17 protein-coding genes are annotated in these 21922 nt (G+C 68.9%); 7 read left to right on the top strand and 10 right to left on the bottom strand.

Going from position 1 to position 21922, the window contains the following annotated elements; translation table 11 throughout:
- The first annotated feature begins 207 nt into the window (after positions 1 to 207).
- Positions 208 to 1437, top strand: a complete 1230-nt coding sequence (locus GFH49_RS25065; RefSeq protein ID WP_155058338.1) for an acyl-CoA dehydrogenase family protein — start codon at positions 208 to 210, stop codon at positions 1435 to 1437.
- Between the two features lie 115 nt (positions 1438 to 1552).
- Here the strand turns inward: GFH49_RS25065 and GFH49_RS25060 are convergent, their stop codons facing one another.
- From GFH49_RS25060 to GFH49_RS25030, 7 genes are all read right to left on the bottom strand, one after another.
- Positions 1553 to 2152, bottom strand: coding sequence for a GAF domain-containing protein (locus tag GFH49_RS25060; protein ID WP_155058337.1), 600 nt, complete (start codon positions 2150 to 2152; stop codon positions 1553 to 1555).
- A 31-nt stretch (positions 2153 to 2183) separates the two neighbouring features.
- Positions 2184 to 2786 (bottom strand): GTP-binding protein, encoded by a 603-nt coding sequence (locus GFH49_RS25055; RefSeq protein ID WP_155058336.1) that lies wholly within the window; start codon positions 2784 to 2786, stop codon positions 2184 to 2186.
- The gene (locus GFH49_RS25050) at positions 2764 to 3141 is read right to left on the bottom strand and encodes a DUF742 domain-containing protein (protein WP_155058335.1); all 378 of its coding nucleotides are present in this window, start codon (positions 3139 to 3141) and stop codon (positions 2764 to 2766) included. The genes GFH49_RS25055 and GFH49_RS25050 overlap by 23 nt, the downstream gene beginning before the upstream one ends.
- A gap of 2 nt (positions 3142 to 3143) precedes the next feature.
- Complete coding sequence (locus tag GFH49_RS25045) at positions 3144 to 3572, bottom strand: roadblock/LC7 domain-containing protein (protein ID WP_155058354.1); 429 nt, start codon at positions 3570 to 3572, stop codon at positions 3144 to 3146.
- A gap of 48 nt (positions 3573 to 3620) precedes the next feature.
- Positions 3621 to 5336, bottom strand: a complete 1716-nt coding sequence (locus tag GFH49_RS25040; RefSeq protein ID WP_230396475.1) for a sensor histidine kinase — start codon at positions 5334 to 5336, stop codon at positions 3621 to 3623.
- A 918-nt stretch (positions 5337 to 6254) separates the two neighbouring features.
- A complete protein-coding gene (locus tag GFH49_RS25035; protein ID WP_230396474.1) occupies positions 6255 to 6956 on the bottom strand; it encodes a DUF2637 domain-containing protein in 702 nt (233 codons plus the stop codon).
- A gap of 375 nt (positions 6957 to 7331) precedes the next feature.
- The gene (locus GFH49_RS25030; RefSeq protein ID WP_155058333.1) at positions 7332 to 8861 is read right to left on the bottom strand and encodes a serine/threonine-protein kinase; all 1530 of its coding nucleotides are present in this window, start codon (positions 8859 to 8861) and stop codon (positions 7332 to 7334) included.
- Between the two features lie 395 nt (positions 8862 to 9256).
- Here GFH49_RS25030 and GFH49_RS25025 point away from each other — a divergent pair, with 395 nt between their 5' ends.
- Both GFH49_RS25025 and GFH49_RS25020 read left to right on the top strand, forming a co-directional pair.
- Positions 9257 to 10501 (top strand): hypothetical protein, encoded by a 1245-nt coding sequence (locus GFH49_RS25025; RefSeq protein ID WP_230396473.1) that lies wholly within the window; start codon positions 9257 to 9259, stop codon positions 10499 to 10501.
- Positions 10502 to 10785: 284 nt separating this feature from the next.
- Positions 10786 to 11088 carry a hypothetical protein gene (locus tag GFH49_RS25020; RefSeq protein WP_155058332.1) on the top strand — a complete coding sequence of 101 codons (303 nt, stop codon included), beginning with the start codon at positions 10786 to 10788 and terminating at the stop codon, positions 11086 to 11088.
- Positions 11089 to 11116: 28 nt separating this feature from the next.
- On the opposite strand, the gene GFH49_RS25015 is transcribed toward GFH49_RS25020, so the two are convergent.
- Complete coding sequence (locus GFH49_RS25015) at positions 11117 to 13582, bottom strand: tetratricopeptide repeat protein (protein ID WP_155058331.1); 2466 nt, start codon at positions 13580 to 13582, stop codon at positions 11117 to 11119.
- Between GFH49_RS25015 and GFH49_RS25010 the strand changes: the two genes are divergently transcribed.
- From GFH49_RS25010 to GFH49_RS24995, 4 genes are all read left to right on the top strand, one after another.
- Positions 13536 to 16835: an AfsR/SARP family transcriptional regulator gene (locus GFH49_RS25010; RefSeq protein WP_230396472.1), complete on the top strand. Its 3300-nt coding sequence runs from the start codon at positions 13536 to 13538 to the stop codon at positions 16833 to 16835. The two genes, GFH49_RS25015 and GFH49_RS25010, sit on opposite strands and share 47 nt — an antisense overlap.
- Before the next feature lie 416 nt (positions 16836 to 17251).
- The gene (locus GFH49_RS25005; RefSeq protein ID WP_155058330.1) at positions 17252 to 17656 is read left to right on the top strand and encodes a hypothetical protein; all 405 of its coding nucleotides are present in this window, start codon (positions 17252 to 17254) and stop codon (positions 17654 to 17656) included.
- Between the two features lie 291 nt (positions 17657 to 17947).
- Positions 17948 to 19138, top strand: a complete 1191-nt coding sequence (locus GFH49_RS25000) for a helix-turn-helix transcriptional regulator (RefSeq protein WP_408055952.1) — start codon at positions 17948 to 17950, stop codon at positions 19136 to 19138.
- A gap of 22 nt (positions 19139 to 19160) precedes the next feature.
- Positions 19161 to 19892: a 5-formyltetrahydrofolate cyclo-ligase gene (locus GFH49_RS24995; protein WP_230396470.1), complete on the top strand. Its 732-nt coding sequence runs from the start codon at positions 19161 to 19163 to the stop codon at positions 19890 to 19892.
- Here the strand turns inward: GFH49_RS24995 and GFH49_RS24990 are convergent.
- Entirely contained in the window at positions 19867 to 20700 is an 834-nt protein-coding gene (locus GFH49_RS24990; RefSeq protein ID WP_155058328.1) for a hypothetical protein, read from the bottom strand. The two genes, GFH49_RS24995 and GFH49_RS24990, sit on opposite strands and share 26 nt — an antisense overlap.
- 266 nt (positions 20701 to 20966) lie before the next feature.
- On the bottom strand, positions 20967 to 21922 hold a 956-nt coding region (locus GFH49_RS24985; protein WP_155058327.1), incomplete at its 5' end, for an AI-2E family transporter.

Below are 21922 nucleotides of genomic sequence, written 5' to 3'. Positions count from 1 at the left end.
TCGAACAGGATCAAGTTCAAGGCCATATCGCACAGTTGGGACGGAACGCAAGGTACCGTTTTTCGGTCAACCCTTCATGATGATCTTGGCTGGGATGGATCGACAAGTAGACACTCTTTTGGGCGGTCGGCCCTGGGGCGAGGAACCACTGCCCGACGAACTACCTCCGGATCCACACGGCTCCGGAGGCAGCGTGCAGGAGGGGTTGTGGAACGCTATTTCACCAGCGGGTGGCATGAGGACCTGCGACGAACGGTGCGCGAGTTTGCCGAGCGAGAAGTGCGGCCCCGGATAGCGGAGATGGAGACTTCGCGAACGGTGGCACACGAACTGTCCTGGCTCATCGCCCGGCAGGGCTGGATCGGCGTCACCATCGACAAGCTGTACGGCGGTATGGGTGCCGGGCACCTGGCCAAGACCATCATCATCGAGGAACTCGCCCGCGTCAGCGGAGCCATGGGGGCCATGGTGCAGGCCTCCCAGCTGGGGGTCGCCAAGATCATTCACTTCGGCGACGCACTGCAGAAGCGCACCTGGCTGCCGCGTATCGCCGCGGGCGAATGCCTGCCGACGATCGCGGTCACCGAACTGGAGTCGGGCGGCCATGTCCTGGGGATGAGCAGCACCGCCGTCCGTGACGGCGACGACTACATCCTCAACGGGCACAAGGTGTTCGTCGGCAACAGCCATGTCGGCGACCTGCACGGGGTCGTCGTACGCACCGGCGAGGGGGCGAGGGGCCTGTCGGCCTTCCTCGTCGAGGCGGACCGCCCCGGCTTCTCGCTCGCCGAGCACCAGCCGGCGATGGGCCTGCACGGCTTCAGCTTCGGCAAGATGATCTTCAACAACCTCCGGGTACCGGCGGCCAACCGGCTCGGCGCCGAGGGCCAGGGCCTGGCCGTCGCCTACTCGTCGAGCATCCTCTACGGCCGCCCCAACCTCACCGCCGTATCACTCGGCATCCACCAGGCCGTCCTGGAGGAGACCACCGCCCTGTGCATCGAGCGGGAGCGGTACGGTGCACCGCTCGGCGCGCTCAACAGCATCAAGCTCAAGCTGGGCCGGATCAAGTCCCGGCTGATGACCGCCCGGTTGGCGGCGTATCACGCCGTGCACCTGCTCGACCGGGGGCTGCCGTGCGACGCGGAGCTGATGAACGCGAAGTTCCTCAACCACGAGTCCGCCGTCGAGTCGGCCACCGCGGCGATGGAGATCCACGCCGCCAGCGGTCTGTTCACCGACCGCCCGGTGGAGCGCTACCTGCGCGACGCCCATCACATCTACGCCCCGGCCGGCACCTCCGACATCCAGCTGCTGAGGCTCGGCGAGGTCGCCCTCGGCACGTCCAAGGGCCAGTGGTCCGAGCGGCTGGCCGACCTGGTCCGGACGGTCGGGCCGCACTCCAGGGAAGGCCGGCTGGAGCCGGCCGCGGGCTGAACCGCCTGAGGCACAGAATCACAGGGAGCCACGGACACAGCGTCGTGCCCGCGGCTCCCGTATCCGTACCCCGGCCGGCGGAGCGAACCGGCCCTCCCGCGGCACGCCTCCTCGTTCAGATGCCGCCCCGCTCCTCCATCACATGGATCCGCTCAACCAGCTCCTGCGCCATCGACTTGATGGTGGCAAGCCCCTCCCGGCCCCAAGGGTGGGTGTCCGTGTCCACCACGCAGATCGTGCCCAGCGCCATCCCGGTCTTCCAGTCGATCAGCGGGGCGCCCATGTACGAGCGGATGCCTATCTCGTCGACGACGCGGTTGCCGGCGAAGCGCGGGTAGTCGCAGACGTCCTCAAGGACGAGCGCCTTCTTGCGGACGACGACATGCGGGCAGTACCCCTGGTCCCGCGTCATGGTGCGGCCGACCTGCTGCTCCTGCTGTGCCGCCTCCAGCTGCACGCCGGGCCGGCCGGCGGCGTAGAGACCGGCGAAGTACTGGCGGTTCTCGTCGATGAAGTTGACCATCGAGAACGGTGCGCCGGTGACCTGCGCCAGATTGCGCGCGAACTCGTCGAACTCCGGGATGGGGGCGTCCCCGATGCCGAGTTCGCGCAGCCGGGCCACCCGGGCCGGCGCGTCCCGGTCCTCGGGGGTCAGCAGCAGATGGCTGGTCGGGTCGAACTGGGTCGGCGGGGTGTAGGGAACCGGGGCTGACATGCAGGCTCCATTCGGCCGCGCTGAGGGTGTCTCAGCGCAGCGGGTTGAGATCCGCGGGCGGTGTGCCGGGAGTCGAGGCGAGCAGATGCTGAACGAGTGCGATCAGTACGCGGGTTGCCGAGTTGCACTGCCGTGCGTCACACATCACGACGGGGATGTCGGGCTTGAGGGCGAGGGCGGCGCGGACCTCCTCGGACTCGTAGCGATAGCCGTTGTCGAACTCGTTGACGGCCACGATGAAGCCGATGCCGCGCCGCTCGAAGAAGTCGACGGCGGCGAAGCAGTGGTCCAGTCTTCGGGTGTCCGCGAGGACCACCGCGCCCAGTGCCCCGTTGGACAGCTCGTCCCACATGAACCAGAACCGCTCCTGCCCGGGCGTACCGAACAGATACAGCACATGGTCCTTGTCCAGGGCCAGCCGGCCGAAGTCCATCGCCACGGTGGTGGTCGTCTTGTCCTCGATGCCCACCAGGCTGTCCGTACGGGCGCTGACCTGGGTGAGCAGTTCCTCCGTGCTGAGCGGTTCGATCTCGCTGACCGCGCCGACGAAGGTGGTCTTGCCGACCCCGAAGCCTCCCGCGACGAGGATCTTCAGGGCGGTGGGAAAGGGATCAGATCCGCTTTCGAAGGCCATGCAGCACCGCCTCCAGGAGGTTTCGGTCGGTCGGGGAGGCTGCCTCGACGGGACGTGGCGACCGCATGGCGAGCGCCTGGTGCGTCACGAGGTCGGACAGCAGGACTTTGGTGATGGCGGCCGGCAGCCGCAGATGTGCGGCCACCTCGGCGACCGACACGGGCGCGTCGCACAGGGCGAGCACCTGGTCGTAGTCGGGGCCGAGGTAGGTCTGCGGCCGGACGCCGGTGGCGATGACGAGGGTGAGCAGGTCGAAGTGGGCCGAGGGACGGGTGCGCCCGTTGCTGACGGTGTACGGCCGTACTAATCGGCCCGCCTCGTCATCGAGCCACGACCCGTCCTCGACGTCCGGCATCCTCAACGCCCCGCGTCCGGCGAGCCGCCGGGCACCTGCTGCCGGGCCGGGGTGGCGAGATACGGGCGCACGCTCTTGACCAGCATCGCCATCTCGTACCCGAGTACGGCCGCGTCGGCGTCCCGGTCGGCCAGCACCGCCAGACAGGCGCCCGAGCCGGCCGCGCAGACGAACAGCAGGGCGGTGTCCAGCTCCACCACCACCTGCCTTACGTCCGCTCCCTGGGCGAACTGCACACCGGCGCTGCGCGCGAGGGAGTGGAGACCGGACGCCAGGGCCGCCAGATGTTCCGCCTCGGTAGGTGTCTCGAACCCGTCAAAGGCCTTCGCCAGTCCGTCGGAGGACAGCAGCAGGGCGCTGCGGGTGTAGGGGACCCTCTGGACGAGTCCCGCCAGAAGCCAGTCCAGGTTCTTCTGCTGGCCGGCGTACATGTCGCTCACGGTGGGGTTTTTCTCCTTGTGCGAAAACGGAGCCTGTGGTCATCGGGAGCCGTCGGCGCGCGGCTCGTCGGGTTCGTTGTCGGCCAGGTTGACTCCGCGCCGGAACATGGCCATCAGCCCCGGATCGTGCTCCACCTCCTGGTCGTCGGCCCGGCGGGGGGTGGGGCCGTTGCGGAGCTCCGGCACCAGGTGCTCCTGCGCGTGGCGCTGCGGCAGCGGCGGCCGTCCGTCCCGGGTGTCCGAGCCGAGGGAGGGGCCGCGGTCGTACGCCTGCGGTGCTCCCGTACCCAGTGCCGGGTGCGGCGACTGGGCGTACGGCGGTGGCGTGGCCGTCCCTCGCGCATGCTGCCGCGGCATGGGGCTGGAGCCGGGTGCGGCGGGTGCGGGTGCGGGGGCCTGTGCCTGGGGCTGGGCCTGTGCCTGGGCCGGTGGCAGTGGCTGCCGCAGGCCCGGCGGGGGCATCACGGGACGGGCGGCGGAGGTCTGCCCGGTGTGCTGCTGCCGCGCGTCGGCGACCGGCTGCTGTGCCGGGGGGACGGGGCGCCCGGCCGCGGGTGCCTGCCCGCCCCGGTGGTGAGCGGCGGCGATGGCCTGGTGCGCCGGGGCGGCTTCCTGGGGTCCTTGGGCTCCCTGGACTCCCTGGGGCGGTCGCTGCATCTCGGAGGCCGGCTGTGCGGGGGCGTCGCCCTCCTCGTCGCCGAGCAGTCCGGGCGGGATGATCAGGATCGCCTGGATACCGCCGTAGATGTTGCTCTGCAGCCGGACCGCGATGCCGTGGCGGCGGGCCAGCGCGGAGACCACGTACAGGCCGATCCGGCCGTCGGCGAGCAGCTTGCTGAGGTCGATGTGGTCCGGCTCGGCGAGCAGGGTGTTGATCCGCGCCTGCTCCTGCAGCGGCATCCCCAGGCCGCGGTCCTCGACCTCGATGGCGAGCCCCGCGGTCACCCGCTGGGCACGCAGCAGGACCTGGGCGTGCGGTTCGGAGAACATCGTGGCGTTCTCGACGAGTTCGGCCAGCAGGTGGATGACGTCGGCGACGGCGTGGCCGCGTACCGTGCCCTCGATCGGCGGCACCAGTTTGACCCGGGAGTAGTGCTCGACCTCGGCGATCGAGGAACGCAGCACCTCGGTCAGGGTCACCGGGCGGGTCCACTGGCGGCGGGAGACGGAGCCGCCGAGCACGGCGACGTTCTCCGCGTGGCGGCGGATGCGGGTGGCCAGGTGGTCGACGTGGAAGAGGCCCTTGAGCAGTTCCGGGTCCTCGACCTCGTTCTCCAGCTGGTCGAGCATGTTGATCGCGCGGTGCACGAGGGACTGCAGCCGCCGGGCGAGGTTGACGAAGACCTCGACCCGCTCCTCGCTGTCCGGCGCGTTGCCGCGGGGGAGCTGCGCCGACTGGGTCAGGGTCGTGCAGGCCTGCCAGGTGCCGACCCGGATCTCGTACGCGAGCCGGTCGACCGGGTCCTTGGGCGGCGGGCCGTGCTGCGCGAACGGAACCTGTCCCAGCGGCTCGCCCCGCTCCATCCGCTGCAGCGTGCCCTGCAGTGCGGCCTGGCCTTCGGTGACGGCGCGGCGCAGCGGCTCGTACTGCCTGGACACGTGCCGGGCCGCGGCCCGCCCCGACCGCACCGCCCCGGCCAGCACTCCGCAGCCGAGCACGGCGCCGACGGCCAGCCCGGCCCAGGTGGTCCCGTCGGCGGTGCCGTCCTGGGTGAGCAGGACGAAGACGATCAGCGCGGCGGAGAGGACTGCCATGAGGGCCGCGGGAAGGACGGCGAGACGCACCGTTCGGGACAGAGTGGCCGGATCTGTCGGCGTGTCTTGACTCGGCGGCTTGGCATGTCTGTTCCGTGCCGAGCCCGTGGCGCCCGCCCGGTCGGGCTCCGAGCGCACTGCATAGGGCGGGGATTCGGGCATCGGAGTCCTCTCGATCAACCAGCTCGGACACACGGCGCGCAGCGCGAAGTAACCGTCAACTCAGGGTCACTATCAGACAGTTAATAGGACAGCCACACTACGCCACGCTCCTCACGGTGGCGTAATCGCATCACCACGGAAACGGAATCCTGGCCCACCGAAACGATTCGGCTGCGCTTTTGGTGGCAATTCGGACATGGTGCGGTGGCACGAGGGAATCTGACGGTGGCGAGAAAGAGGCGATACGGCACCCGTCGGCGTAAGCGGAAGCCCGTGGAGAGCCGCTCGGTGGGTGCTGGAGCATGCTCCGGTGTCTCGCCGGGCTCCCGGGCGCCCCGGGCCCGCGGCAACTCACGCCCGGCGAAGCGGACTTCAAGCTCATGGGGTGGCCGATGGCCGAGGCGCGGGACGAGCTGGCCGGCGCCGGGCCCGTGACGCAGACGGGCACCGAGGCGAGGGCATCGGCGCGGGGGTGCCCGGCGAAGGACGCCACGGGCGGGCTGGGAACCGCTCCTGGGGTGCGCCCGCGACGGGCGCCTCGGTGGCGTACACCTTCCGCAAGCCGTGCCGGCTGGTCGACGTGATCATCACGGACGGCGCGTCAGGGGGCGCGGAGGTACGCCCTCCAGGGCGTCAGCGACAAGCCGGACGACCGGACGATCCCGACGCGCGGCGGGCGGCGGGCGGCGGACGGGCGGACGGCGGGCGGCGGGCGGGCGGACGGCGGACGGGCGCCAGGGCCCGCCGCCGGTCCGGCTACGGCCTTGTCTGCTTGGGTCCCTTCATGGTGTCGGCGGCGTGCTTGGGTCCCCGGGACGAGAACTGGCCGACGAGTTCACGGAAACAGACCAGGGCGGTGATCGGCGGGATACCGACGATGACCATCGCGAGCAGAGAATGCGGGGACTGGCCGATGCACAGGGCGACCGCCGTGCCGGAGGAGATCAGCATCACCGCCCAGGACCGCCGGGCGGTGCGGTGCTGGACGGAAGCCCGCAAGATCGATAAACCGGCCACCAGCCAGGGCCCGTACACGGTGAGCGGCCACCATTGGGCCAGATTCTCGGACACCACCAGCAGTGCAATGGTGCGCAGTTGGTCGTATGAGTAGGAGATCGACCAGTACAACATCGTCATTGCGCACATGGTGATTATGGCCACCAGGATCGCAACGGTGAACACCCGCGGATTTACGGTGAAGAGCTGAACCCCGGGACGGGGCCGCCGTCGATTCACCGGCCGGCGTGGGCGCCTGTGGCTGTCCAGCGGGGGAGGGACAGGATCCACGCTGTGCGTCGTACTGAGCATCTGCGCCAGTTCTTGGTCCAGGTCCCAGCCGTCCGACGGGATCCCGGGGTCGGAGAGCTGCCACAGGTGCTGGGCCTCAAGCGGCTGAGTGTCCTCAGGCTTCTGGGTCGTCACCGCATAGAGCAGGTTCTCGTCCTGCATCCTGTCCATTGATCACTCCTTCCTCCGGCTCAGGACGTTTCATCCAGAGTGTGAGCCTCGGGCTGGAGCGGGGACCGCGGTGGCGGTGTCAAGCTCGTCCAGCGTAGCCCGCAGATATTCACTTTTGATGCTGCTGATCGCTTCAAGGAAGTCCTCGAACAGGTCTGAGCAGTGCGGGTGAGCCTCTTCTGCATGCCTTTCCTCCCAAGTCACGTCCAACCAACGAGCGTCCGATGGCGCAAGGCATCGGGCATTCGGGGGAATATTGGCCAGCGGCGATTATTTATGTATCGGCCTAAGAATCACAGTTACTGAAATTCTGACGATGTAGTGATCTCCGGCCCGAACTCTTGCCCGCGCAACGACAGCGCGTCGACACAGGTCCTAGCCGGTGAACCCGTCCCGTACGGCGTCGAAGACGGGGCGGTAGGTCTCCCATCGGGCGTCCGGGGCCGAGAGGTAGATGTCGTACTCCCGGCCGCCCGCGGAGCCGTAGCCGAGGTCGATGGCACGGAAGACGCGGGCGCGGCCCTGGAAGGTGAATTCCCACACCGCGGCCGGCTGGTCCCTGAACGTCGTCTTCTGCATGCGCAGCCTGCGGTACGTCGGGTAGTTGGCCTTGGTGTTCGTCTCGATGTCCTTGAAGTGGTCCACGGGGTGCGAGCCGGCCGGGTCCACCATGCCGATGGTGATGCCGGCCAGGCCGGTCGGGTCGGCGTACGTGACCCCGCCGTCCGCCGTCTTCTTCGCCTTCCAGTCGTCCGGCACGGGGAAGGAGACGCCGAGTTGCTTGTCGTGGACGCGGCGATAGCCGTCAAGGAGGGGCGAGGGTGTGGCCGACGTGCCGGCCCGCCGGGTGGCCGCCGGGGTGCCGTCGTCGTGCGACGTGGCGTAGACGATGCCTCCCACGGCGGCCACGGCCAGGACGGTCACCACCGGCACGAGGACGCGCGGGCCCCGCTTGCGGCCCCGGACGCCTTCGTCCGGCGGCGGGGTCGCGGGCGTCACGGGCGTCGGGGACGTCCGTGACGGGGCCGGGTCGTCGGCCGGCGCTTCCTGGGCGGCGACGGCGGTCCGCGGCACCGTGGTCGTCGGGCCGCCGGACCACGTGGCCCGCAGGGCTCGTTCCGTCTGCTCCGCCGTGGGCCGGTCCTCGGGGTCGCGGGACAGCAGGATCTCGATGAGCGGTTCCAGCGGACCCGCCTGCCGCATCGGCTCGAAGGGCTCGACGGCGATGGCGTACGCGGTCTCCATGGCGGTGTCGCGGCGGTACGGCGGGCGTCCCTCCACCGCCTGGTACAGCGTCGCGCCCAGTGACCACAGGTCGGAGGACGGGCCGGGCTTCTGGCCGCGGATCCGCTCCGGGGCCATGAAGTCGATGGAGCCGACCATCTCCCCGGTCTGCGTGAGCGTCGACGTGCCGGCGGTCTGCGCGATGCCGAAGTCGGTCAGGACGACCCGGCCCTCGGCGCCGAGCAGGACGTTGCCGGGCTTGATGTCGCGGTGCAGGACACCGGCTGTGTGTGCGGCCCGTACGGCGGCGATCATGCCGAGGCCGATACGCGCCGCCTCCTCGGGCGGCAGGGTCCGGCCGCCCTTGAGGATGTCGCCGAGGGTCGGGGCGGGGACGTACTCCATGACGATGCACGGCCGCCCGTCGTCCTCGACGACGTCGTGCACGACGATCACGTTGGGGTGGACGACCCGGGCGGCGCTGCGCGCCTCGCGGCGGGTGCGCTCGTACAGCGTGGCGACCTCGGCGCCGGACAGCTGCGGCTGCGTGTGGAGCTGCTTGAGCGCGACCTGACGGGCGAGCACCTCGTCCTCGGCCCGCCACACCGTGCCCATGCCGCCGCGGCCGATGCGCTCGACGAGCCGGTACCGCCCGGCGACGAGCCGCCCCTCGTCCGACACTGCCCTCTCCTCCGCCTGCTCAGCCCCCCTCGCCACGTGGCCATTGCACACTAACCGACCGTGTCAACAGCCTGGCCGCCGCGGTCACCGGGCCCGGTTGGGCGGGCGGCCGTACCGAGCCACGGAACGAAGCACGGCATGCCGTCGCCGAAGCCAGCCGGTGCTGAGCCCGGTGCTCGCCAGCTGGTGTCTGGGTCTCAGCGACGTGCCGAGCTGTCCGGCGGGTCGCGGCGTGTCGCTGAGACCGAGCACACACCCGGCTCTCGCCTCTCCTGATGCGCCGGCACCGTCTCGGCTCGGCAAGGGTGTTGCAAGAGCCGTGCAAGGAAAGCGGCGTGCGCACCGGGAATCCCCCCGCCGTCTGTGGTACGCAGCGACGAGCGATGGGGGATCGCATGTCCGTCCGAACGACGAAAGCGGCACTGATCGAGCAGGGGCACTGGCTGACGGTGCGGGACTGCAAGAGGGTCCTGGTGGTCGCGCACACCGTGACCTTCGCCCAACGGCTGCGCGAGGTCTTCGAACTGCTGGAGACCGACCTGCGCATCCAACTGGTCTTCACGGTCGCACCGCATGCCTTCGGCAGCGGAGTCACCGAATTCCTGCGGAGTCTGGGCATCGCCACGGTGCCCTGGGAGGAGGCCCTGCGGGCCGAGTTCGACCTCGCGCTCGCGGCGGGCCTGCGAGGAGTGCACGAACTGCGGACCCCGGTCGTACGCATCTCGCACGGGGCAGGGCAGATCAAACTGCTCACCGACGTCACCGCCCTGGCGCCGGGAGAGCAGCGGTGGCCCGGGATGCTGAGCCGCCAGCACCTGCTGCACGAGGGGCGGCTGGTTCCCGCGGCGATCGTGTACGCCCATGAACGGGCTCTGGAGGAGCTCGCCCGGTCCTGCCCGGAGGCGCTTGCGGTGGCTCATGTGACGGGCGACCCGTGCGTCGACCGGATCACGGCCGGCCGGCCCGGGCGCGAGTCCTATCGCCGTGCGCTGGGGATCGAGGACGGACAGCGGCTCGTGGTCGTCACGTCCACCTGGGGCCCGGCCTCGACGTTCGGGCGGCTCGACGCCCTGCTGCCGCAACTGCTGAGTCAGCTGCCCGGCGACGGCTACCGGGTCGCGATGCTGCTCCACCCCAACGTGTTCGCGGGTCACGGCATCCGACAGGTGCACGCCTGGCTGTCCTGCTGCCAGGGCCGGGGCATCGCGGTCGTCCCCCCGGAGGCCGACTGGCAGGCGATGCTGATCGCGGCCGACTGGATCATCGGCGACCACGGATCGCTGAGCGCGTACGGCACGCTCACGGACGCGACGATGCTGCTGACGGCCGGATCCCGGCGTGAGGTGTCGGCCTGCTCGCCGGCGGCTCTGCTCTCCGCCGCCGCCCCCGTGGTCTCGCCGCTGTACCCGCTCGTGGAGCAGCTTGAGTACGCGGCGGAGCTGCACCGCCCGGGACAGTACGACCATGTCGCCGCCTCCCTCTCGTCGGCGCCCGGTCAGTTCCACCGGCGGATGCGTTCGGTCGTCTACCGCCTGCTCGGACTGGGAGAACCCGCCCGCCCGCCGTTCGTCACGCCGCCCCCGCTTCCGCCGTCACTGACGAGGTGGGAGCTCTCCGCGGGCAGCTGGGCGGCACGGTGAACGACCGGCTCGCGGCCCGGGGGCCGGATGCCGCGTGGGCCACGGTGTGCTTCTGTCCGCCACGGACCGGCGGAGCACCGCGTGGCGACGGCTCGGACGAGGACTCGTCCCTCGTCGTCTGGCGTTCGGACACGGCGCACGGTCCGGCTCTCGTCCGGTCCGACCCACTGCCCAGGTCCGCGGGGGAGTGCGTGTCTCCGTCTCCCTGCCCTCACGTGCCCGGTCCGTTCCCGTGCGGTGTGCACCTGTGGGTGGATGCGGACAGCCCGGAACGGACCACGCTCATGCCGCACGCTGATGTGCTGGTGAGCTGCGCGCCGCTGCCGCCCGAGCCGGCTCGTCGGCGGGTGCGCGAGTTGCTGGGGGACCACCCGGGCTGCGTTGCCGCCGCCGTAGCCGACACAGCCACGATGTGTGTCGTCGGGGTGCGGGGCCGGACGGAGGCCGTGGCGATCGTACGACCGGAGCGGGGCCCGTCCGATGCCCCGGTGCCACCGCACGTGGTCGCCTCGGTCGTACACGCCTGGGTGGTGTGTGGGGGATCGCCCCGCGCGCTGCGTTCCGTCGCCCGGATGCGGCGCCGCTGACCGGCGGGACGGCCGGCTGCGGCAGCGATCACGGCTGCCGCAGCCTCCCGTCCAGGCGTTGTGCGTCGTCAGGGCTCAGGCGGCGGAAGAGATCCCGCGCGGCCTCGTAGTGCCGTATCGATTCCGCATGATCGCCACGCGATTCGGCGGCCTGGCCGAGCCATTCCAGGCAGCGTGCCTCCCAGTGCTCGGACCGGGCGTCGCCCGCCCGGAAGCGTGCGAGCGCCTCCCGCAGTCGCCGGACGCCTCCGTCGCGGTCCCCTTGACGGTCCAGGACATGGCCGAGCAGGGCCAGGACGCGGGTCGCCTCGTACGTCTCTCCCAGCGCGTCCAGTTCGGTTCCGGCCCGGCGCAACTGCTCGGCGGCCGTGGCCAGGTCGCCGCCGGCCAGAGCGGTTTCGCCGAGGCGCCGCCGGGAGAGGGCGGCTCCGCGCCGGTAGCCGATCGACTCCCTCAGCCGCAGGGCCCGCTCGAAGTGGTCGCGTGCCTCGCCGAGCCGGTGGGCCAGGAGACTGATGTGTCCCAGTCCGCTGACGGCCTGCGCCTGTTGGCGTACGTCGTCGTCGGCTGTCGCCAGCTCCAGCGCCTGCCGGTACCAGTCGGCCGCCTCCGGATACCGGCCGGCGTCGCGCAGGCCGATCGCGCCGGAGGTGAGCATGCGGCCCTCCCCCTGCCTCGAACCGCTCCGGCGTGCCGCTTCGAGACCGAGGCGGTGTGCCTCGATCCACATCTCGGACGGACGTAACCGGAGGAAGAGCGGCCACATGAGGTCCGCCAGACGCCAGCAGGAGACGTGCCATCCGACCTGGTACGCGTACCGTACCGCGCCCATCAGGCCGTTGCGGTGGGTGTCCAGCCAGGCGAGCGCCTCCTCCGGACCGTCGAGCGGGGTGGCGGGCACCGTTCCGGCAGGGAGTTCCTGCCCCCGCAGCCGGTGGCCGGGGGTGAGGATGTTCTCCGCCGAAGCCGCGGTGGACAGACACCAGTCGACGAAGCGGCGCAGCACGCGTTCACGCCCGTCGGGGCCCTCCAGCTCCTCGCCGAGCCGACGGGCGTGCGGCTGGACGAGGTCATGGCACCGATAGGTGCCCGGCCCCGTCTCCTCCAGGAGATTCGCCTCTACGAGCGCGCTGACGGCGGTGTCGGTGATGTCGGCAATGTCGGTGATGTCGACTGCGTGCCCGGTGTCATGTGAGCTCTCGTCATCGCCCGCGAGAGCCGTGAGCAACGTGAGGTCGTGACGGTCCGCGGGCAGCAGTCCCATCCGCCGGTACAGCGCACGGCTTTCGTCGGGCAGGACCTCGTACGACATGTCGAGCGCCGTGCGCATCACGGCCTCCCCGTCCAGGCGCAGTGTGTCGACGGCGCCCTGACCCCGGGACAGGCTCTCGGCCAGCGCGGACACGGAACGGTGGGGACGCAGGGCGAGCTGGGCGGAGGCCAGGGCCAGTGCCAGGGGCAGGCGGCCGCAGAGTCTGACCACCTCACGCGCGGCGGCCGGCTCCCGCGCCACGCGCGTCCCACCGCCGATGGCGAGGAGCTCGACGGCCGACTCGGCGGTGAGCCCCTCCAGGCGGTGCACGGACGCGCCGTCGATGCGCAGTCCGGTCAGGCTGTTTCTGCTGGTCACCACGGTGAGGCCGGTCGGCGTGCCGAGCAGGAGCGGACGCACCTGAGCAGCCGTGAACGCGCTGTCCAGGAGGACGGCCAGCCGCAGCCCCGAGGTCATCGAACGCCACAGCGCACTCCGCTGCGCGATCCCGGCCGGCACCGAGGACGTGCCGAGTGCGACCAGAAAGGCTTCGAGGACGGTGGCCGGGGAGACGGGCCCGCTGTCCCGGTCGGCGGTCTGTCCGCCGAGGTCGGCGTAGAGCTGGCCGTCGGGAAAGCCGTCGGCGTGCTCGTACAGCCAGTGGGTGGCGAAGGCGGTCTTCCCGACGCCCGCGAGCCCGCTGACCACCAGGATCTGCGGTGCGTGCGCCGGACGCCGGGCATGCAGTGCGTTCAGGGCTCGTCGGTCGGCCTCCCGGTCGATGAAACGTGCGGTCACCGGCGGCAGTTGACGGGGCACGGGAAGGCCGGGGCGGGGGGTTGGGGAGGGCTGGTGGAAGTGGATGCCACCGTGGATGTCCCGGGCCTGCACGCTGGGGCCGTGGAGCACGGAACTGCCGCTGATGACATTGGCGGTCGCCGCGGGGGGCGTGTGGGCGGGGCCGGGGTGGTGGTGCAGCCACTCGGTCAGAGCCTGCCGTGTCGCCGCGTCGCGTGACGCCAACGCGACGAGTTCCTGGGCCAGTTGGCGCCTGAGGGCTGTCTCGGCCGGTTCTCCCCCCGCGGCGTGCGGGGGCCAGAGCCGGGCCACTGAGGGCTCCGCGCGGGCCGCGGCATCCACCACCCCGGCCAGATCGCGCCATGCGGGGGAGTCCCGGTCCGCGTCGCAGGCGGCCATGGCCGACAACAACGCCTCCAGTCCGTCCGCGGAGAAGGAACGCACGTACGCAACTCCTTTCGGGTCTCCGGGAGTCACTCCCCGCTCCGAACAAGGGGCGAACCAATACTGCTATTTATCGGTCAATTTTGAACTCATAGTTTCCTCTTGTGGTCGTCGACGCCAGGTTCATGACATTCTCGAATGCTCGGCAATCACAGGCCCTACCGGCGGGAGGACGCTGGTGGAGTTCGAGATCAGGCTTTCGGGATCAGTGGAGATTCGGGCCGCGGGCCGCCGTAGTGATCTCGGATCGACGAAGACGAGGGTCACGCTCGCCGCACTCGCCTGGGACGCGGGCCGTACGGTGAGCGTGGACACTCTGATCCACCGCATCTGGGACGAGCATCCGCCCGGCAAGGCCAGGGAAGCGCTCCACACCCACATCTCGCGGATCCGAAGTTCCCTGCGGATCGCCGGGGGCGAGGCACCCGCGGTCGTCAGCCGCACCAACTCGTACTCCCTGGAAGTCGACCCGGACCGGGTTGACCTGCGCTGTTACACGAGCTGCGTCGAGCGAGCCCGTTCCCTCAGGGACAGCGGGGACGAGGAAGCCGCCCTGCGCCTGCTGGATCAGGCGGCCCGTCTCTGGCACGGTGAACCGCTGGCCGGGATCACCGGATCCTGGGCGGAGCATCTGCGCGCCGCCGTCGGCGAGACCGGTCTCGTGGCCGCGATGACCAGAGCCGAGATCCTCCTCGACGGAGGCAGGTTCACCGACGCCGTCCCCGTGCTCCTGCCCTTGGCCGAGACCCACCCTGTCGACGAGGCCCTGGCCGAACGACTGGCCGTGGCCCTCTACGGCAGCAACCGGACGGCCGAGGCGACCAGACTGCTCCAGCGGACGCGGCAGCGCGTCGTCCGTGACATCGGTCTCGACGCCGGCCGCGGGCTGCACCGGGTGCACCAGGGAATCCTGGCGGGGACCCCAGCGGCGGACCTGCTCCCCCGCGCCGCAGCCGAGAAGAAGGCGCCGGTAAGGCCGACGCGTCAGGTTCCGGACAATCTACCGCGGGATGTTCCGTGGGCCGGACGGCGCGAGGAACTGCGGCGACTCACCGCGGCGCTCTGTGAGGGGCAGGGAGCCTCGGACGTCGTCACCGTCGAGGCGATCCACGGAATGGGGGGTGTCGGGAAGACTGCGCTGGCCGTCCATCTGGCGCATCGGCTGCGCGACCGCTTCCCGGACGGGATCCTCTTCCTTCCTCTGGGCGGGTGCTCCACCGACCGGACTCCACCAACCCCGGCCCGGGCACTCACCGAACTGCTGCGGCTGCTCGGCATGGCCACCAAGCAACTGCCGTACGAACTCGACGAGTTGGTCGCACTGTGGCGCTCGGCAGCGCGTGACCGTCGCATGCTGGTGATCCTGGACGACGCGACGTCCTCCGCGCAGATCGGTCCGCTGCTCCCGGGCGCCTCCCCGACCGCAGTCGTCGTGACCAGCCGCCGGCGGCTGCCCGGACTGCCCGGGGTCCGGCCGGTCTCCCTCGATGTGCTGCCGCCGAAGGACGCGACCGCGCTCTTCTCGCAGCGGCTGGGGAGGGGGCGTGAGACAGATTCGTCGGACGTGGCGGAGATCGTCCGGATGTGCGGGCACCTCCCGCTGGCCATCGAGATCGCCGCGAGCCGGTTGCTCGCCCGTACGTCGTGGACTTCGTCCGACCTCTTGCGCCAACTGCGCGGCAGTGGCGGCCGCCTTGCCCAACTGCACGACCTGGAAAGGGCGTTGACCCGTGTCTTCGCGGTCTCGTACCACGCGCTGAATGCCGAGCAGCAGTTGGTCTTCCGCCGCATAGGCTTGCACCGGGGAGTGGAGTTCGGGCCTGGCGCGATCGCTGCGCTCACAGGATTCTCCGAGGGAACGGTCGAACGTGTACTTGAGGAACTTCTGATCCATTACCTGGTGTCCGAGCCTGTTCCGCACCGTTTCACCATGCATGATCTTCTTCGCGACTACGCGCGATCGCTGGTCGAGGCCGGGGACGGAGATTCCGAGGGTGATGTTCGACGGGCCGCACAAAACCTGGCGCACTATTACGTTCATGCTGCGGACCGGGCGGACCGGCTGGCCTATCCCTTCCGCTCGCGCACGGATCCCGATCTCGGCGACCTGGCCCTCTCGTCGTGTCCGGAAATCGTTGACGCGCAGTCGGCGGAACAGTGGCTGATCACCGAGTCGGCCAATCTTCTGGACGCCATGGACTGGTTTGTAAACCATGGAACGGAGCATCAACTTGCCGTCGCCGTCCATGTGTTGGCGGGATTCCTGGACATGGAGGGCCACCTTGCCGCAGCCGAGCCGTTGCTGCGGCGTGCTGCCTCTCACTGGAGAGCCGCAGGTGACAGCGGGGCGACGGCGCGAGCGCTGCTCGACCTCTGCGCGGTGTACGCCCACGGCTCCCGCTACGACGAGGCGATCTCGGCGGCGCGCGAGGCACTCGACGTCGCGCGGTCTCTGCGGGACCGGGAACTGGAGAGCGAGTGCATTCACCAGCTCTCGATTTCCCTGTGGCAGACGGGTCAGTACGTGCTGGCCCGATCACTTCAGAGGGATTCTCTCGATTTTCTCTTGCAAACCAATGATCTGCGTCGAATCGCTCGCTGCAGAAACTTACTCGGTATAATCCACCTTCACTTGGCGGAGAGCGGCGAAGCATTGGCGTGTTTCTCCTCGGCCCTTGCCGGTTTCACGGAAATAGGGGACGAGCGGGGAAGGTACAGTGCATTGAACAACACGGCGGAAGTCCACAAGAAGATGGGGCATCTGAAGGCTGCTGAAGCCACTTACCGGAAAGCGATGCTCGTGGCGGAGCGGATGGGGAATCCCAGAGACAAGGCCACGCTCCAAATGAATGTGGCGTCCGTCCTGGATGCGCTCGGCAGAACCGATGAAGCCCTCGCTTTGTACGCCATGGTGCTGCCCGTGCTGCGGGACGTCGGAGACCGGCGGGCGGAAGCCATCGCGCTCACGAGAACAGGCAGGGCGTACCGTGCGGTCGGCCGCACGGAGGAGGCCCTTCGGCAGCATGTCGCCGCGCTTGAGGTGGCACGTGCCATTCATGCAGCGGGTGAAGAGGCCGACGTGTTGTACGACCTGGCCCTCGCTGAGCGGGATGCGGGGCGCACGGCTCAAGCCGTGGCCTATGGGGAGGAGGGTCTGGCCGTGAGCAAACGGATAGGGGCCGCCGCGGAAGAGGCCCGTGCCGCGAGGCTGCTCGCCGCACTGCGAGGAGAAGCTACCGCCCAGTTCAATTGAGGCGGGGGCGGCACTGAGTTCAACGTTTCTGCCGTTGATGCATACGCCTGACCGGGTGCGCTGTATGGTTCTGCCGCGTGGGGGTGCTGAGGTCGTCAGTCCAGGCTGGAACTCCGTCTGCCCACGCACCGGAACTTGTCCACCGCCAACCGAAAGAACGAAATGCGCAAGCGCTTCACGGAATGCCTGGCCGCTGCAGTTATTTTCACGTGCATTGCATATGGGACCCTCAGCGGCTTGGTCTCGTCCTACTCAAGCATCTGAAAGGCCGGGTGTCCGGTCCCGCTGCCCACCCGTGGCTCGGTACCGGACACCGGCCCCGATATGGCCGACCACGGTCGCTCCGCTGAGCAGGCGCTTCTGAGACGATGGCGTTCCGATCCGTTCGACTCCGCTGAGCGACAGGGGGTACAGGCGTGGATCCGATCTCGGCGAGCGTTCTCGTGGCGGCGGCGAGTGGGGCGGGCGGTGAGATGGGTCGGCAACTCTGGGATTCCCTGCGCCGGTTGGTGCGCGGGAATCCGGCAGATGAAGCTGCCGGATCGCCGGTGCTGGTGACCGGCGAAGCCGAACTGGCCTCCTTGTCCGAGACTCCCCATGATGCGGAGCGAGCACGGGCACTCAGCGAGGCTCTGAGCCGTCGCGCAGAGCAAGACCCCTCGTTCCGAGCGGACTTGACGCAGTGGCAGCAGCAGGCGCAGCTGCTTCGCACCGGAGACGGGGACACCACCAACGTCATCAGTGGCGGCAGTCAGAGGGGCCCGGTCGTACAGGGACGCGACTTCTCCGGGATCAACTTCAATGTCCCGAGCCAGGAGTAGCACTCTCATCCGGCGTCCACAGACCAGCGAGCCCGACGAACTTGTCCGCGCGGTACGGACGGTCCTCGGCGAGCACTCGCAGGACCTCCGACTCTCAGGCGGCAAGGGCCTGGGAGCTGGCGATCAATAACTCTGTGGTTTCGCTGGGGTGTTCAGGGCGTAGGCGGACGCTGTCCCGCGATGGCTGCGAGCTGGTCGTGGGAGGTCACCTTGATCGCTCCGGCGGTGATGGTGTGGCCGAGTGCGTCGAGGTCGGGGGTGGTTTCGCGGACGGCCCTGCCGATCCTCGCCGTGGAGACGCCGAGCAGGGTGGCCAGGGTGGCCTGCTGGCACGGCTTAGTGCGCCGCCGCCGGGCGGTGGGTCACACGCAGGAAAGCCTCGCTGAGGCACTACGCGTGGAGCGGTCCACCGTCGCGCGCTGGGAGTCCGGGAAGGTGGCGCCCCAACCGTGGATCCGACCGCGGCTGGCGGGAGCTCTCCAGGTCGGTGCGGAGGAGTTGAGCGAACTCCTCGTGGTCACGTCCGCCGACGAGCAGTCCTTCACAGAGCGCACGGAGTACGCCTTGCGGTACCCGTCCCGTGTAGATCTGGCGACGGTTGCCGAACTCCGGGGCAGCATGGACTCCTTGGGTGAGTGCTACGACCGCGTACCCTCCGCAACACTGCTGGCACGGGTCGGCGAACACACGAGCAAGGTTTCCTTCCTCGCCGGAGAAGCTCCGTCCGGGCGCGTTCAGCGCGAGATGCGCATCCTCCAGGCGGACGCGGCGACCTTCATGGGGCAGCTCGTCTGGGACGCCTCCCAGCGGCGAGACCACGCGACGGCCCGCTCGTACTACGCGCAGAGCGTCGAAGTGGCGCGTCACCTGGGCGATCCGAACGCTGAGGGGCACGCCCTCTTACGGACCTGCTACGTGTCCCTCTACGGGGCCAGTGACTACCGGGAGGGTCTGGACCTGGCGCTCCAGGCAGCCCGTACGGCCCGATTCACCAGCCACGTGCTCACGGGCCTCGCCATGCTGCACGCCGCGGAGGCGTACGCCTACCTGAGGGAAGACTGCGAGTGTGAGCGTGCCCTGGCGGGCGCCGAGAGGCACTTGGGGCACGCCCACGGTGCGGACGCTGCCCACGATCTCTTCTCGCCTACGCACTTCGGCCGTCTGGCCGGTTCCTGCTACCTCTCGCTCGGCGACTACCGCAAGGCCGAACAACTCCTGGCCCAGACCGCGGCAGAGCTGCACGACAGGCGCAAGTCCCGCGCGATCGTCCTCGGTAACCTCACTCTGGCTCGGCTCCGGGGCGGGAACCTCGACGGCGCGCTCGTCGCGTTCAACGACGCTGTGAGCGAACTGCACGGCACGCGCGGAGGCGGTGGGATGAACATCGTCTTCCGAGCCGCCCGAGAAATGCGCCCGTGGCGCAGCGAACCTGCGGTGCAGGACGCGCAGGACCGGCTGATGGCGTTGATGGAAGCGACGTGACCACGGCATGAAGGAGCCCGACGTGCGCACACATGTGGACGAAGCCAAGCAACGAGTACGCGAGCGCGTCTGGAATCTGCTTGACGCGGAGAGGGCCGTCCTGAACGAGACGGCGCACGGCCGCATCCCGAACTTCAAAGGGTCCGACGCCGCGGCGGAGCTGATCGGCGACCTGAAGTCCTGGCGCGACGCGCGTGTCATCAAGGCCGTGCCGGACAAGGCGCAGCTGCCGGTGCGAGCTCGCGCGCTTACCGAGGGGAAGACGGTGTTCATGGCGGTACCGAAGCTCGCCGATCCGCGCCCCTTCTATCTCCTCGATCCCGCGGTGCTCCCCGTCTCTCCGCAGGAGGCAGCCTCCAGCAAGATCGCGGCGACGGTGGCTCCGCGGGTTGATGTGGCCGACCTCCGGCCGGTCGACATGGTGGTCGTGGGCAGTGTGGCGGTAAACCGGGCCGGCGTACGCATCGGCAAGGGCGCCGGATATTCCGATCTTGAGTTCGCGTTCCTGATGGAAGCCGGTCTGATCAGCGAACAGACGGTGGTCGTGTCCACAGTCCACTCCCTCCAGGTGCTGGATGAGGACCTGCCGGCGACCGACCACGACTTCGGGATGGACCTGATCATCACCCCCGACGAGGTCATCTCCTGTGAGTCGCCTCACCGGCCGGCCGGGCTGGTGTGGGAACACCTGAACGCGGCGAAGATCGCCTCCATTCCGGTACTCGCTGCTAGGGCTCCTGCGAACGGCCGCTGAGCTGAAGCAGTTGCCCAAGTGCGAAATCCACTCGGCGCTGCGGTATTACGTCGGCTCGCGGCGGTGCGATCGTGAATACTCGCGCTTGATATCCGGAGAGCGTGCCACGTCGACTTGATCGATAAAAAGTCTCAGGACGGAGCGTCACAAACACTGTGGCCAGCCATGTCTGAGCAATTTCGTTGGCGATGAGAAAGACTTGCTCCTGGTCTTCGCTGCTCCGCTGGTCGATGTTGTCAAGGAAGATCACAAGTTGCCTGCGCCGGCTCGAACGCAGATGCTCCAGGCTCGCTCTCGGATGGCCTGCGCGATCCTCAACCGCGCGGCGCAGGAAGTTGATCCTTTCTTTCTCGTAGGCGAGAGGATCAATTTCTTTGAGGCGCCCCGCAACGCCGCGTTCGAACCGGTTTAGAGCGCCATGGTGTACCGCCTCTACAAAGGAGGCATCTTCGATATCGGTATCGTAATCTTCGCGTAGTTGGCGAATAGACTCTTCGATCACGTGGGAATCGATCTGTGTAAGCGTTGGGGAAGCCCCGAAATCGATATAGAGGCTGAGCGCCTTATCGAAAAGGTCTTCAGCCTCCACGTGGACGAGCCGCTGGATGAATGTTGTCTTACCTACTCCAACATCTCCAAGAAGTACAATCGGGCGTCGAGATGCAGCGGCCGCGAGCATGCCCTGAGTCAGGCCTTTATTCAGCCCCTTCTTTCCTTCGATGGGAGAAGCGTCGGGCTCTTCCTCCCGGTCTGTGCCAGCCTGTACTTCCGCCTTGATGCCTGCTTTTGGCCAGTGAAGAATGTCCATCAGTAGGGTGTCGATTAGATGAAGCCGAGTGGTCGCCTCGTTACGGCTGTCATTGGCTGCATTCGAATCGGCCCACTCGATGAGTTGATCAAGCGCAGCTTTCCCGCGTCGTAAGTGCTTGGCAACGTTGACCGGCCCTGACTGTGGGTGTGGTGGATGGTGGTGGCATCGCAAGCCTATCCGTTGGGGTGAGTGCAAACCACAGCGGACAGGTCAAGGACCGCGTCGCACGCTCTCCCGCCAGTGGCCGCCTGACCTGCACAACCTTACGGAGACTCGACCGCGTGGCCGCCGGAAGCGGATGGGCTGGGAGGTGCTTCGTCCTTGGCGTCGTGCGGTGGGGAGGAGTCCTCTGTGTCTTTGGACTTCTGTCTCCTCAACCGGCTGACGCGCGTGATGAGGTCGGGGCGGGAGGGTCTGGGGCGGTGGCCGTGGACGCGGGGGTCGTCCGTGACGGCGTAGCGCTTCACGTAGGCCCCGAGGAACGCCTGGAGTGTGGCGACCGCCGGGATGGCGATGAGCGCGCCGACGGCGCCGAGGAGGGCGGTGCCCGCGATGACGGAGCCGAAGGCGACCGCGGGGTGGATGTCGACGGTCCTGGCGGTCAGCTTGGGCTGCAGCACATAGTTCTCGAACTGCTGGTAGATCACGACGAAGATCAGCACCCACAGCGCGTACAAGGGATCGACGGTGAAGGCGATCAGCATCGGCAGGGCGCCCGCGAGGTAGGTGCCGACGGTGGGGATGAACTGCGAGACCAGGCCCACCCAGACGGCGAGCACGGGCGCGTAGGGAACACCCAGCCCTTGCAGAAGCACGTAGTGCGCCAGGCCGGAGGCGAGCGCCATCAGGCCGCGTGAGTAGATGTAGCCGCCGGTCTTGTTGACGGCGATCTCCCATGCGCGCAGTACCTCGGCCTGCCGGGCGGCCGGCAGTACGGAGCAGAGCGCGCGGCGCAGTCGGGGGCCGTCCGCGGCGAAGTAGAACGCGAACAGGGTGATCGTCAGCAGCTGGAAGAGCCCGCCGAGGACCTGGGCGGACACGTCGAGGACGCCGGTGGCGCCGTTCTGGACGTAGTCGCGCAGCCAGTCGGAGTTGAGCAGGTCCTCCTGGACCTCCACCCGCTCCAGATCGGTGTTGAAGCGGGCGTTGACCCAGTTGATGACGGAGTCGAGGTACGCAGGGAAGTCCTCGACGATCTTGACGATCTGCTCGGCGAGCA

Origin of the sequence: Streptomyces blattellae, from assembly GCF_009709555.1 — a bacterium.
Lineage (GTDB): Bacteria > Actinomycetota > Actinomycetes > Streptomycetales > Streptomycetaceae > Streptomyces > Streptomyces blattellae.
The sequence above is the reverse complement of the archived record's forward strand: the minus strand, read 5'-3'. Positions and strand labels throughout refer to the sequence as shown.